At 68.7% G+C, this 11393-nt stretch carries 12 protein-coding genes and 2 pseudogenes; 7 read left to right on the top strand and 7 right to left on the bottom strand.

Annotated elements, in window-relative coordinates:
• Positions 1-324: 324 nt before the first annotated feature.
• The 3 genes from ACIBB8_RS36250 to ACIBB8_RS36240 all read right to left on the bottom strand — a co-directional run bounded on the left by ACIBB8_RS36250 (position 325) and on the right by ACIBB8_RS36240 (position 3275).
• Positions 325-915 carry a DUF308 domain-containing protein gene (locus ACIBB8_RS36250; RefSeq protein ID WP_398959493.1) on the bottom strand — a complete coding sequence of 197 codons (591 nt, stop codon included), beginning with the start codon at positions 913-915 and terminating at the stop codon, positions 325-327.
• A gap of 41 nt (positions 916-956) precedes the next feature.
• Positions 957-2579, bottom strand: a complete 1623-nt coding sequence (locus ACIBB8_RS36245) for a DUF6351 family protein (RefSeq protein WP_398959491.1) — start codon at positions 2577-2579, stop codon at positions 957-959.
• A 423-nt stretch (positions 2580-3002) separates the two neighbouring features.
• Positions 3003-3275 carry a hypothetical protein gene (locus tag ACIBB8_RS36240; protein ID WP_398959489.1) on the bottom strand — a complete coding sequence of 91 codons (273 nt, stop codon included), beginning with the start codon at positions 3273-3275 and terminating at the stop codon, positions 3003-3005.
• Positions 3276-3854: 579 nt separating this feature from the next.
• On the opposite strand from ACIBB8_RS36240, the gene ACIBB8_RS36235 reads away from it, so the two are divergent.
• The 3 genes from ACIBB8_RS36235 to ACIBB8_RS36225 all read left to right on the top strand — a co-directional run bounded on the left by ACIBB8_RS36235 (position 3855) and on the right by ACIBB8_RS36225 (position 6299).
• Positions 3855-4757 carry an MBL fold metallo-hydrolase gene (locus ACIBB8_RS36235; protein WP_366692978.1) on the top strand — a complete coding sequence of 301 codons (903 nt, stop codon included), beginning with the start codon at positions 3855-3857 and terminating at the stop codon, positions 4755-4757.
• Positions 4758-4794: 37 nt separating this feature from the next.
• Positions 4795-5460, top strand: a complete 666-nt coding sequence (locus tag ACIBB8_RS36230; protein WP_366692979.1) for a nitroreductase — start codon at positions 4795-4797, stop codon at positions 5458-5460.
• Between the two features lie 104 nt (positions 5461-5564).
• The gene (locus ACIBB8_RS36225) at positions 5565-6299 is read left to right on the top strand and encodes an SDR family oxidoreductase (RefSeq protein WP_398959486.1); all 735 of its coding nucleotides are present in this window, start codon (positions 5565-5567) and stop codon (positions 6297-6299) included.
• Positions 6300-6336: 37 nt separating this feature from the next.
• Here ACIBB8_RS36225 and ACIBB8_RS36220 read toward each other — a convergent pair whose 3' ends face one another.
• The 3 genes from ACIBB8_RS36220 to ACIBB8_RS36210 are packed head-to-tail and all read right to left on the bottom strand — an operon-like array spanning position 6337 to position 8011.
• Positions 6337-6711, bottom strand: a complete 375-nt coding sequence (locus ACIBB8_RS36220; protein WP_366692981.1) for a hypothetical protein — start codon at positions 6709-6711, stop codon at positions 6337-6339.
• Positions 6712-6713: 2 nt separating this feature from the next.
• Complete coding sequence (locus ACIBB8_RS36215) at positions 6714-7724, bottom strand: sigma-70 family RNA polymerase sigma factor (protein ID WP_398959484.1); 1011 nt, start codon at positions 7722-7724, stop codon at positions 6714-6716.
• Between the two features lie 53 nt (positions 7725-7777).
• Complete coding sequence (locus tag ACIBB8_RS36210) at positions 7778-8011, bottom strand: hypothetical protein (RefSeq protein WP_366692982.1); 234 nt, start codon at positions 8009-8011, stop codon at positions 7778-7780.
• On the opposite strand from ACIBB8_RS36210, the gene ACIBB8_RS36205 reads away from it, so the two are divergent.
• Complete coding sequence (locus ACIBB8_RS36205; protein WP_366692983.1) at positions 8004-8561, top strand: hypothetical protein; 558 nt, start codon at positions 8004-8006, stop codon at positions 8559-8561. The genes ACIBB8_RS36210 and ACIBB8_RS36205 overlap by 8 nt on opposite strands.
• A 7-nt stretch (positions 8562-8568) precedes the next feature.
• Here the strand turns inward: ACIBB8_RS36205 and ACIBB8_RS36200 are convergent.
• Positions 8569-9453 (bottom strand): annotated as a pseudogene (locus ACIBB8_RS36200) (Tn3 family transposase); the annotation flags it as partial.
• A gap of 159 nt (positions 9454-9612) precedes the next feature.
• Here ACIBB8_RS36200 and ACIBB8_RS36195 point away from each other — a divergent pair.
• From ACIBB8_RS36195 to ACIBB8_RS36185, 3 genes and pseudogenes are all read left to right on the top strand, one after another.
• Positions 9613-10692 carry a protein kinase family protein gene (locus ACIBB8_RS36195; RefSeq protein ID WP_398959481.1) on the top strand — a complete coding sequence of 360 codons (1080 nt, stop codon included), beginning with the start codon at positions 9613-9615 and terminating at the stop codon, positions 10690-10692.
• Positions 10635-11084: pseudogene (locus ACIBB8_RS36190) on the top strand (MBL fold metallo-hydrolase); the annotation flags it as partial. The gene ACIBB8_RS36195 and the pseudogene ACIBB8_RS36190, both read left to right, overlap by 58 nt.
• A gap of 37 nt (positions 11085-11121) precedes the next feature.
• Positions 11122-11271, top strand: a complete 150-nt coding sequence (locus ACIBB8_RS36185) for a hypothetical protein (RefSeq protein WP_398959479.1) — start codon at positions 11122-11124, stop codon at positions 11269-11271.
• Positions 11272-11393: the final 122 nt, after the last annotated feature.

The following is an 11393-nucleotide window of genomic DNA, read 5'->3' as shown; positions in this document are numbered from 1 at the left end:
CCTCGCCATGCTCACCCTCGGCGGACACCGCCCCCACCTACCAAGCCGTCAAACCGCATAACCCCGCCCACGGAAGCGACCGAAGAGCCGGAAAACCTGGCAGTCCATGTTCCGCACCGGGCACGGCGGTGGAACACGCCAGGGCACACATCGGCCGCCGCGATCACGTTTTCCCGTCGGGCCGTGAGCCCCGCCGGTGCCGCGGCCCGTTGTATCCAGTGGAGGCTCCCGCCGCCGGGCGTTGATTGGCTGGTCAACGGTGGCGGGAACGGGCGGAGGCCCGCCCCTTGTGGGGGCGGGCCGAGGACATGACGCGCGGGGTGCTCAGACGGTCCGGGTCCGAAGCTGGCGGGACTTCCAGCCCAGCAGGAGGGCCTGGACGATGAAGAACACGCCGCCGCCGGTGGCGTAGACGGACAGCACGTCGAGCGACGGATCGTCGCCCGCGGCCTGGATGTTGTAGAAGACGCCGACGAGGACTGACAGGCCGCCCGCGATCAGCATCGGCCACTGCTTGCCCAGCTCGGGACCGCGCCGCCGGATGCCGACCGCCACCTGGGCCGCGCCGGAGATCACGGCCCAGGCTCCGAACACGTGCAGCACTGGCTGCTCGCCGCCGGCGCCCGCGATGCCCACGGCGATCGCGGCGACGGTACTCAGAACGCCGTTGAACAGCGTCACCCGGCGCTCCGATCCGTCCGGCGCGGTCCGCAGGTCGAGGAACGAGGACACCGCATCGATCAGCGGGTAGACGACCAGCAGGGTGATCGCCACGGCGTCGACGTCCTTGTGGGCTCCGGCGAACGCCACGGCCCACACCACGGCCAGGACACCCCGGGACAGGTACAGCTTCAGCAGGGAGGAACGCTCACCGGTCGCGGTCGGCGTACCGGGTGTCGTGGTGTTGGTGCTCATGACGGTCGGCCTTTCTCAGTCGCTGGGGATGTGTCGGCAGGTCAGTGCCGGGACGGGGGCACGCAGCGGAAGCTGCCGGCGGCGGCCGGGTCACCGTGGCCCGTGTAGCGGGAAACCTGCGGGTAGGCGCACAGGTCGCGGGTGACCTGCTCGCCGGAGGAGTTCGTCAGCTTGGCGGTCAGCGTCCTGGGCGCCTTGCCGTGCTCGACCCAGGCGCGCAGGGCGCCGAGGTCGTCGGTCTGCCCGTTGAGACCGCAGTGGGCCGTGCCCGGCGCGAGGAAGAGACGGTAGAAGTCGTCGACCCGCTTGGTGCCGCCCATCTTCCGCTCGACCTGCTCGCGGTAGGACACCGTGCCCTGGGTGGGGATGAGCTGGTCCTGCTGACCGTGCCAGGTCAGCAGCTTGCCGCCGGACTTGCGGAAGGCGGACAGGTCGGGGTCGTCGGTGCCGATGACCTCGTCGTACTCGGCCTGGGACTGCCGGAACAGCTCGGTGAACTGGCTGTAGGTGATCGTCGAGACGTCGAACGAGGGCTGCTTCTTCAGCCAGGAGGCGACCCAGAAGGCGGGGACGGGGAACGCGGCGCCCTTGAGGTCGCCGTTCGCGTCCGGCAGGGTGCCCGCCAGGAATGGGAACTTCAGGTCGGCGCCGATCGGGACGCCGGACCACAGCTTCTTGCCCGACGTGGTGCGCGGGCCGTCCCAGATCTTGCGGACCACGGCCGCGTCGGCCGCGGTGATGGTCACCTGCTTGCCCTCGCACTCAAGGGTGGTGCCGATCAGCTGACGGGGGTCGAAGTCGCAGCGGGCCGGGTTCTCGACCAGGCCGTCCTTGACGCCGTCGAGCGAGTCGCAGGCCTTGACCGCGGCGGCGTTGAAGGCGTCGAACTCACACCCTGTCGGGTAGGTCTTCTCGTTGTTCATCACCACCTGCGGCCACAGGGTGGCGACCTCGAACTCGTCCCAGCTGATGGCGGGCGCGTTGGCGAGGATGCCGTCGTAGTCGTCGGGGTAACGCTGGGCCTCCGCGTAGCCCTGGCGGCCGCCGGTGGAGCAGCCGTTGAAGTACGCGTAGGAGGCCGTCCTGCCGTAGTAGTCGCCGATGACCTGCTTGGCGACGACCGCCGCCTCGTGCTCGGACCGGGAGGCGAAGTTCTTCAGCAGCGGAGTGTTGACCCGGCCCTTGGCGTCCAGGGCCCAGCTGGTGTCGAGGTAGGACTTGACGCCGGCGTCGGTGGTGGCTGCGGCGTAGCCGTTCTTGACGGCGTCCGCCAGGCCGGTGCCGTAGTCGCCGGCGGCGAAGGCGCTGCCGCCGATCGTCTGCAGGCGGCCGTTCCAGCCGTTCTGGGGCAGCCAGACTTTCACCTTGGCGTGATCTCCCTCGCCCGGGTGGGTCAGCGTGACCGTCACGTCGCAGTAGGCCGGCACATCGGTGATGTGCGCGGCGGGGAGGGGCGTGATCTCCGGCACGTCGACGGTTCCCGCCGGACGGTCGACCGACACCACGCTCTCCACCTCGGTGCCCGCGGGGGCCTGCACGGTGACGGTCGAGCATGTGCGCGGTTGGGAGGCGGAGCTCCCGGTGTCCGCCGAGGCGGTCGGCAGGTACACCGCAGCGGCCAGCGGCACCCCGGCCGCGACGGCGGTCAGCAGTCGTCGTCTCATGGCTTTCCTATCAGAAGTAGATACCTGTCCGAAGCGGTGACACATGCACCGGCGTTTCTAACGCGGTGTGTGCGAGAAGAAACTGACATGAATTGCGTCACCAGTCAAGCAGGTTACGGAGTGATGATCAGTGGACCGGGCACGCCCGGAGCCGCACGGATCGTCAGTGCTTACGTTGGCGTCACATCACACCCCGGTACATCAGTCAGTTGACGGTCAGTGTTTCCGCCGTATGCGGCGCGGGGTGTGTACGGACTCCACTCGAACCGTTGTCCAGCTGACATGTGTCTTGCGGACGGGTTAGGTCATTCGACGGTCCACCGACCCGGAGACGTCCACTTCGAGCCAGACGGTCTTGCCGCGCCCGTGCTCCGCCCGGCGGCTGCCCTCCTCCGACAGGGAGTAGGCCCTGTTCTCGTATAGCTACGGCCAGGTGGTGTGTAGCTCTGCGTAATGCTCTGGGCTGCGGTCGTATAGCTCGGCTACGCCGGCCTGGGCCCAGGCGGAGCCGGGCTTGCGCACGGCGGGGGTCGGCACGTTGAGGGCCTTCGCGAGTTGAGGCACCAGGCGGAAGCGGGCGGTGTGGTACTGGATCGCCACCTTGTTCTTGCCAGTGCGGCAGGGCGAGCCTGCCGGGGCGGCACAGGTGGACATCGGGCAGTCGTGCGATTCCACGCGCTTGAAGTCGTCGCTCACGACCTCGGACCGCTTCATGAGGGTGTTTCAGAAGTCCAGCCGTTTGCAACAACTCATGAAACGTGATCGCCGCAGGTGGACTGTCGGACGGCCGCGTGTTTCACGAGCGACCACCTATGAAACATCAATGCCCGACCCGTTCGGCGGAACCGGGGACGCCTTCCGTCGTTGAACTGGGTATGGCGACGTCTCATCTGCGGGCCTGTGACGTTCCCGGGGTCCGCCAGGGCCTGCTTCAGTGGGCCGACGACAACGTCGTGCGCGGCAAACACGGTTCGGGCGCGCTACAGGTCAACGGCTTCACCAATCCGTCCCTGATGCAGTCGGCAGTGCGGGGTGCGGAACGGTTCTTCGTCAGTAGTGAGGTTCGTTCGGGGCTTCTGGTCCCCTGGTCTGCACGGAGGCCGCTCGCTATCGCTTGGGTCACCCCCTTGACCCCCTAGGCCAGGCGGGGCGGAGGCGAGGGGGCAGAGCGGCTGTCACAGACTGCGGTGCCGTCCTGTCATAGGGAATGACCGGACGGCGTACCCCATGACGCCGTCGATGTCTTCGGTCGACGCTCTTCACGAGGAGAACGCCATGAAGCTCGCACACCCCGGCGCACTGGTTCACGACGAACTGGTGCCCTCCCGCTATGCGCTGAACGTCGGCGACATCGACGTGACGGTGATCAGCGACGGGACGATGCAGATCGAGGCCGAGACGCTGGCCACCAACGCCGCCCAGGCGGACCTGTCCGCCTGGCTCGGTGAAAACTTCCTGCCGGAGATGCTCGTCTACCCGATCAACGTGGCCGTCGTGCGCAGCGGTGGCCGGACCGTCCTCGTCGATTCCGGCCTCGGCGCGGAGTTCCCGAGCCACCCGCGGGTCGGCCAGCTGGCCAGGCGACTGGACGCGGCCGGCATCGACCCCGGGTCCGTGACCGACGTGGTGCTCACCCACCTCCACATGGACCACATCGGCGGGCTGCTCGTCGAAGGGTTCAGGGGCCGGCTGCGCACGGACCTGCGGGTCCATCTGGCGTCCGCCGAGGCGGAGTTCTGGGAGGCGCCTGACTTCTCCCGGACCGCCATGCCGGAAGCGGTGCCGGCGGTGCTCCGTGCGTCCGCCTCGAAGTTCCTGGACGTGTACCGCAGCCAGTTGAAGCCGTTCGAGAAGGAGCACGAGGTGGCGCCGGGAGTGACGATCGTGCGCACCGGCGGTCACACGCCCGGTCACAGCATCGTCCGCCTGGAGTCCGGCGGCGACCGCCTCACATTCGTCGGCGACGCCGTGTTCCAGTGCGGGTTCGACCGGCCCGGTTGGTACAACGGCTTCGAACACGACCCAGAGGAATCGGCCCGCGTCCGGGTTCGTCTCCTGACGGAGATGGCGGCGAGCGGCGAGCGACTGCTCGCGACTCACGTGCCGTTCCCGTCCCTCTGCCACGTGGCGGCCGCCGGTGACGCCTTCCGTTTCGTGCCGACCGTCTGGGACCACTGACCCGCCACGTCTCGATCAGCTCGGAAGGCAGGAGATTGTGGACGTCTACGAAGCGGTCACGAGCCGACAGGCGGTTCGCGGATTCACCGACCGGCCCGTCCCGAGGGAGGTGCTGAAGCGGGTGCTGTCGGCGGCGGCCTGGGCGCCGTCCGGGTCGAACATCCAGCCGTGGCAGGCCTACGTGGTGACCGGCGCCCCGCTGGCGGAGCTCAAGAAGCGCGCGGGCGAGCGCCTCGCCGCGGGCGACCCCTGGGACGAGCCGGAGTACGAGATGTACCCGCCCGCGCTGAAATCCCCGTACCGCGAGCGCCGATCCGCTTTCGGCGAGCAGCGCTACGGCGCACTCGGCATCCCGCGCGAGGACATAGAGGCGCGTCAGAGGGCCGCCGCCGAGAACTGGAACTGTTTCGGCGCACCCGCCGCTCTGTTCTGCTACATCGACCGCGGCATGGGGCGGCCGCAATGGTCCGACCTCGGCATGTACCTGCAGAGCGTGATGCTGCTGCTGCGCGCCGAGGGGCTGAACAGCTGCCCGCAGATGGCGTGGGCGAAGTTTCACCGGACCGTCGGCGAGATCCTTTCGCCCCCGGACGAACTGATTCTCTTCTGCGGAATGTCGATCGGGTTCGAGGATGTCGCGGTGAGCCGTCCTCGTACCGGCCGGGCACCGCTCGACGAGACCGTCACGTTCGTCGGAGTCTAGGGGCCGTTTCCCGCGGGAAATTCTTTGTGTCACAACCCGCGGGGCCGGTCGGTCTTGGCTCGTGAACGCGTTCCTCACGGAATCCGGCAAGAAAGGGCGAAGAAATGAAGATTGCTGTCATCGGTGGGACCGGTCTCATCGGATCGCAGGTCGTCACCATCCTCAACGCGAACGGGCACGAGGCGGTGCCGCATTCCCCGTCCTCTGGCCTGGACCTGCTCAGCGGGCAGGGCCTGGCGGAGGCGCTGAAGGGCGCCGACGTCGTCGTCAACCTGACGAACTCGCCGACCTTCGACGAAGCCTCCCCCGCGTTCTTCCAGCAGACCATGGACACCCTGTTGGCGGCCGCCGAGGCGGCCGGCGTCGGCCACGCGGTCATCCTCTCGATCGTGGGCGCCGACCTGGTGCCGGACCTGGTCTACTACCGTGCCAAGGTGCTGCAGGAGAACATCCTCAAGGCCGGCCCCGTGCCGTACTCGATCGTCCGCGCCACGCAGTTCTTCGAGTTCATGGACTCGGTGCTGTCCTGGACCTCCGACGAGCACACCGTCCGCCTGCCCGCCACGCTCGTCCAGCCCATGGCCTCGGCTGACGTCGCCCGGGCCGTGGCCGACGTCAGCGTGGGCACCCCGCTGCGGGGCACCCGTAACGTCGCAGGACCCGAGGTCTTCCGGCTCGACGAACTGGGCAAGATCACGCTCGCCGCCCGCGGCGACCAGCGCACCGTCGTCACGGACAGCACGGCCGGCATGTTCGCCGCCGCCTCGGGCAAGGCCCTCATCGCCGAGGACGGCGCCGTCATCGCCAAGACGGCCTATCCGGACTGGCTCGCGCGCTGACCCGACGGGCCCGCGCGGCAGATGCCGCGCGGGCCCGTCAACGGTCTGCCGGCGGCCTGTGCCAGTCGTTCAGTTTGGCCGGGTTGAGCACGATCCACAGGTTGGTGACCCTGGCCCCGGCCTCCCCGACGCCGATCACCGCGATGGCAAGGGGTCCCTGGCGCACGGCCAGGCCGGCACGTCCGTTGACGGACTCGACGATCACCTCGGTGCCCAACCCGCCCAGCAGGACGGCGACCAGGTCGGCGACGTCCTCGGCGCCGTGAACGGTACCCGTCGCGGCGGGTACGATGCCGCCGCTGTCACACACGGCGACGACATCGGCATCCAGCGCGGCCCGGACAGCGGCGACGTCGCCTCGCAAGCCCGCCTCGGCAAGCCCGTGTACGACGTCCTCAAGCCGGCTGGGCATCCTCAGTTCTTTCGTATCCCGCGCCTGTGACCAGGCACCCCGTCGGTCTGTGACGTCGGCGACTCAGCCAGTTCGGACACCGTCGCGATCTTCTCGGGGTTGAACATCCACATCACCCGGTCGATGCCCTCGGCGGTGGCGCTGACCGTGAGTACCCCGAACTCGGCGCCGTTGCGCAGCAGCACAGCGGACGTCTGCCCGTTCGTGCTCGCCCACCGCACGTCGAGGCCGTCCCAGAACCAGTCGGAGATCGCGTTCATGAACTGTGTCACCTGCGGCACGCCCACGATCGGCCGACGGGCGACCCCCAGCCTGCCGTTGCCGTCGGACAGGCTGGCCACGTCCGCTGCGAAGAGCTGCTCCAGCGCGGTCGTGTCTCCGGAGCGGGCGGCCGTGAGGAACGCGGTCAGCAGCTGCCGCTGTGCGGCGGCGGGCACGGTCTTGCGCCGTTCGCCCGTCATGTGTCTGCGGGCCCGGCTGACCAGCTGACGCACCGCGGGCTCGGTCGCCTGCAGAACCTCGGCGATCTTCCCGTAGCCGTAGTCGAACGCCTCTCGCAGCACGTAGGCGGCTCGTTCGTTGGGGGTGAGCTTCTCCATCAACATCAGCGCCGCGAACTCCAGGGCCTCACCGCGCTCGGCGCCCAGGTAAGGGTCCGCGCTCGTGTCGACGGGTTCCGGCAACCACGGCCCCACGTACGTCTCCCGCCGCACCCGCGCGGACTGGAGTGCGTTGATGGCCAGCCGGGTCGTCGTCGTCGCCAGGAACGCGCCCGGATTGAGCACCGTGCTGCGGTCGTACATCTGCCACCGCAGCCAGACCTCCTGCACCAGGTCCTCGGCTTCGGTGGCGCTGCTCAACATGCGATACGCGATCCCGAACAGGCGCGGCCGCACACTCGTGAAGACCGCCAGGGCCTTCCCGAGATCATCCGTGCCACCGGGCTCTAAATCCACACCGGAATCCGTCACCCCTCGCCCCCGTCTGATCGTGTCGCGGCTGCCATGGACCATCTCCTTCGACCGAACAGGACTGGAACACCATTACCGCTGGTCATCCACTGTTGTCAACACGGCGATTGAACGAGGGCATTCGGGCAGCATTCGGGTTCTTCGGCCAATGAGTGGCATTCGTTCTTGCCCAAGTGGCTTTTGCGGTTCTCGGCCCCGGTGCGCCGCCGGGTGCGGAGCACCGAGCCGTCCAGCAGCACCATTCCGCCACCCCTTCGGGCGATCTGGCGTGCGGTGAACTTCCCATCAGGCCGCTTGTGCAGCCCGCCACGATCGGCGAACTTGGTCATCTTCGCCCGAAGCGGCTCCAGCTTCCCCGCGCACCCCACCTCAAGCCCAGTCCTCACCCACCGCCGACCAGCCCGAGCACCCCCGACCCCGCGCACCAGCTGGCCCGACCTGCACTTTTCACGATGCACACTGCTCAATGAGGACCAGCTCCGGACCATCCGGATCCTCCTGGGCACCCTGCTACTGATCCGGCAGCCCGCCGACACCCGCCGTGCCCTGTGGCAGTCCGAACAGGTACGGCCCGACGCCACTGCCCGCAAACGCCTGCGCCGGGCCGGTGCCGAGCACCCCGATGCCCCGGTCCGCTACATCACGCTCCGCCAGTCCATCCGGCCCGCCTCCGACGACGACCGCGGCGCCCGCGACACTGCCGGCCGCATCTACCGCCACCAGTGGTTCGTACGACCGCACCGCCGCACCTATCCTGACCAGGACGACCCGACGGGCTACTCCCGCAAGTGGGTCGGCCCCTACCTCATCACTCCCGAAGGATGCAAGGACGCCCCGATCCTGGGAAGGGAACGCGTCGTCAGCGTCCTGCGCCGCTGAACGCAGGTCACCAGTCGGGCCTGCTCCAGGCGGCCTGGCCGAGGCCGGCGGCGGTCAGGTCCTGCTCGCGCAGCGGGGTGAAGTCGACATCGAGCTTCGGGTCGTACGCATCGGGCTGGATGCCGAGCTCGTGCGTGGCGTACTCGCCAAACCGGTTGATGTGCTCGGTCAGGTACGGCGAGATGTGGGCCAGGTCCTCCGGGTCGATCTCCCACCCTTCCTCCAGCAGCTGTCGCACGATCTCCGCGATGTCCAGGGCGTTATGGAAGATCACCGCGTTCGTGAGCAGAGCGTTGAACTTCATCGCCTTCTCCTGCTCAATCGGGTCGTTGTCGGCGATGACACCGCGGTTACCGAAGCCGATCCACTGGGAGAACCGGTTGAACGACTCCACCCAGTTCGTGGCCGCCGTGACCCGCCGACGAAGCGGCGCGTCCGAGAGGTAGCGCAGCAGTTGGACGGTGCGGATCACGCGGCCGACCTCGCGGAAGGCGGCGTAAGTGGCGTTCTTCTTCGACCCCGACCGCAGACGCTTGAGGAGCGTGGAGGAGGAGACGGCGCCCTCGCGTACCGAGACGGCGACGCGCATCAGGTGCCGGAACTGGGACTCAATCAGGTCGAAGTCGACGACGTTCTTGCCCGGCTCCCCGAACAGGGCGTCGATGTGCACGTACTCCGTCTGCTTGGAGGGCCGATAGAAGGTCAGTTCCTTCCAGTTCCTGATCCTGGGCATCAAGTCGAAGCCCAGGAGGTGGGCGAGCGCGAAGACAGGGAAGCTCTGGCCCTGCGTATCGGCGTGCACGGTGGTCGGCTGCATCTGGGAGGTGTTCTTCAGCAGGCCCTCGATGATGTAGACGGCTTCCCAGACGGTATCCGGGGCAAACGGGTGAGCCGGTGCCGTATGCGCAGGTAGAACGGTTGGGGTCGCGTCCGTAAGAGATCGGTCTCAGGAGGCTCGGAGCGGACGGTGTGGCTGGGGCCGAGGCGGATAGGCTCGACCACGTTCGCGAGATCACCGACGCCCTGGTTCCGGGCATCCGAGGAGTCGTCGATGCACCATTCGGACCCGCGGTATGCCGCGCGGCTCGCCACGTATGAGACCGTGGCCACGCGACTGTCCCTGCTGAGTGACCGTCGGCTCGGCGAGGTCGTGGCCGCCGCCGACCCGCTCGGGTCCGGCATCGGCGGCAGGTCGGCGGAGCTGGACATCGGCGGCACGCGGGTGTTCGTCAAGCGGGTTCCCCTAACGGACACCGAGTTGCGGCCAGAGAACGCGCGGTCGACGGCGAACCTCTTCGGACTGCCGATGTTCTACCAGTACGGGGCGGGCTCGGCCGGGTTCGGGGCCTGGCGAGAGCTGGCCGTGCACGTCATGACCACCAACTGGGTCCTTGGGAACGCGTACGAGGGCTTTCCGCTGATGTACCACTGGCGCGTCCTGCCCGACTCTCCTCCCGAGGGGTTCGCCGATGAGTTCGGCGGCGTCGACGGGGCGGTCGTGCATTGGGAGGGTTCATCGGCCGTGCGTGAGCGGCTGGAGGCCATCGGCCGGTCCTCGTTCAGTCTGGTGCTCTTCCTGGAACACGTCCCGCAGACTCTCGCCGACTGGCTGCACGACTACCGGTCCGCCGCGCCGGAGGGTGGGGCGGGCTCGCCGTACGTGTGGGTGGAGGAGGCCCTGGCGCGCGGCACTGCCTTCATGAGCTCGCACGGACTCGTGCACTTCGACGCCCACTTCACCAATGTCCTGACCGATGGCCGGCTGCTGTACTTCGCGGACTTCGGACTCGCCCTGAGCTCCGGCTTCGAACTGTCAGCGGCCGAGGCGGAGTTCCTCTCCGACCACCTCGCGTATGACCGCTGCCACACTGTGAGCCATCTGCTCCGTCACCACCTGCCCGATGGCCTGCGCGGCGGTGTGGAACACGAGCCGTTCCTGCGCGAGTGGATCGCCGGCCACCAGCCCGATGACGTCCCCCGCGAGATCGCCGCGATCATCGACCGGCATGCCCGCACTGCCGTGGTCTTGGGCGACTTCCACCGCCGGTTTCTCACCGAGAGCAAGCGGACGCCATTTCCGGCCGCCGAGATCGAGCGGGCCTGGGGCACTCCGGTCGCGGCGCCCCGCTGAGGCCGGACTTCGGCATTGTCACGCACGCGCACAACGATCACATCGGAGCCGCCGAACACCTGCGGGCAACGTACGGCACGCCGGTCCTCATGCACGAGCGGGAGGTCGGCCACGCCCGCCGGGACTTCCTGAACCAGGTGACCGTTGGTCAGATCGTGGCGCGGGCCTGGCAGCCCGGCGTGGTGCCCTGGGCCGTGCACGCCCTCAAGGCGGGCGGCACCGCTCACGTGCCGGTGGCCGAACCCCAGGCCTTCCCGGCGTCGGGCTCGCTCGACCTGCCCGGCGGCCCCGTACCGGTGCACACGCCCGGGCACACCAAGGGGCACAGCGCCTACCTGCTGCCCGACAGCGGCGTCCTGGTCAGCGGCGACGCCCTGGTGACCGCCCCACCCCACCTCGCGCGTCGACGGCCCGCAACTGCTTCCCGGGATGTTCCACACCGACCGGCCCGGAGCGCTTCGCTCCCTGGCTCTGCTGGAGGACCTGGACGCCGGCGTCGTGCTGCCCGGCCACGGGCCCGTGTACCGGGGACCGGTGAGGCGGGCGGTCGAGCTGGCCCGCGAGCACGCGGCGAAATGACCGCCGTCCTCGCTCCGAACCGCCCGCGGACTCTGCTGCGTAATTCCAGGGTCAGGCCGTGAGCCGGTAGGCGAGGCGTTCGAGGCGGCTGCTGCGGGTGTGGTGCTGGTCGTGTCCGGTCC

This window comes from Streptomyces sp. NPDC051286, from assembly GCF_044455345.1.
Taxonomy (GTDB): Bacteria; Actinomycetota; Actinomycetes; order Streptomycetales; family Streptomycetaceae; genus Streptomyces.
This window is presented reverse-complemented; position numbering and strand designations above follow the sequence as displayed.

Coding starts and splice junctions, on each gene's coding strand:
- ACIBB8_RS36215 (WP_398959484.1), bottom strand. CDS start 7,724: ATGGTCCATGGCAGCCGCGACACGATCAGACGGGGGCGAGGGGTGACG.
- ACIBB8_RS36210 (WP_366692982.1), bottom strand. CDS start 8,011: ATGACCAAGTTCGCCGATCGTGGCGGGCTGCACAAGCGGCCTGATGGG.
- ACIBB8_RS36225 (WP_398959486.1), top strand. CDS start 5,565: ATGAAGATTGCTGTCATCGGTGGGACCGGTCTCATCGGATCGCAGGTC.
- ACIBB8_RS36250 (WP_398959493.1), bottom strand. CDS start 915: ATGAGCACCAACACCACGACACCCGGTACGCCGACCGCGACCGGTGAG.
- ACIBB8_RS36245 (WP_398959491.1), bottom strand. CDS start 2,579: ATGAGACGACGACTGCTGACCGCCGTCGCGGCCGGGGTGCCGCTGGCC.
- ACIBB8_RS36185 (WP_398959479.1), top strand. CDS start 11,122: ATGTTCCACACCGACCGGCCCGGAGCGCTTCGCTCCCTGGCTCTGCTG.
- ACIBB8_RS36220 (WP_366692981.1), bottom strand. CDS start 6,711: ATGCCCAGCCGGCTTGAGGACGTCGTACACGGGCTTGCCGAGGCGGGC.
- ACIBB8_RS36195 (WP_398959481.1), top strand. CDS start 9,613: ATGCACCATTCGGACCCGCGGTATGCCGCGCGGCTCGCCACGTATGAG.
- ACIBB8_RS36235 (WP_366692978.1), top strand. CDS start 3,855: ATGAAGCTCGCACACCCCGGCGCACTGGTTCACGACGAACTGGTGCCC.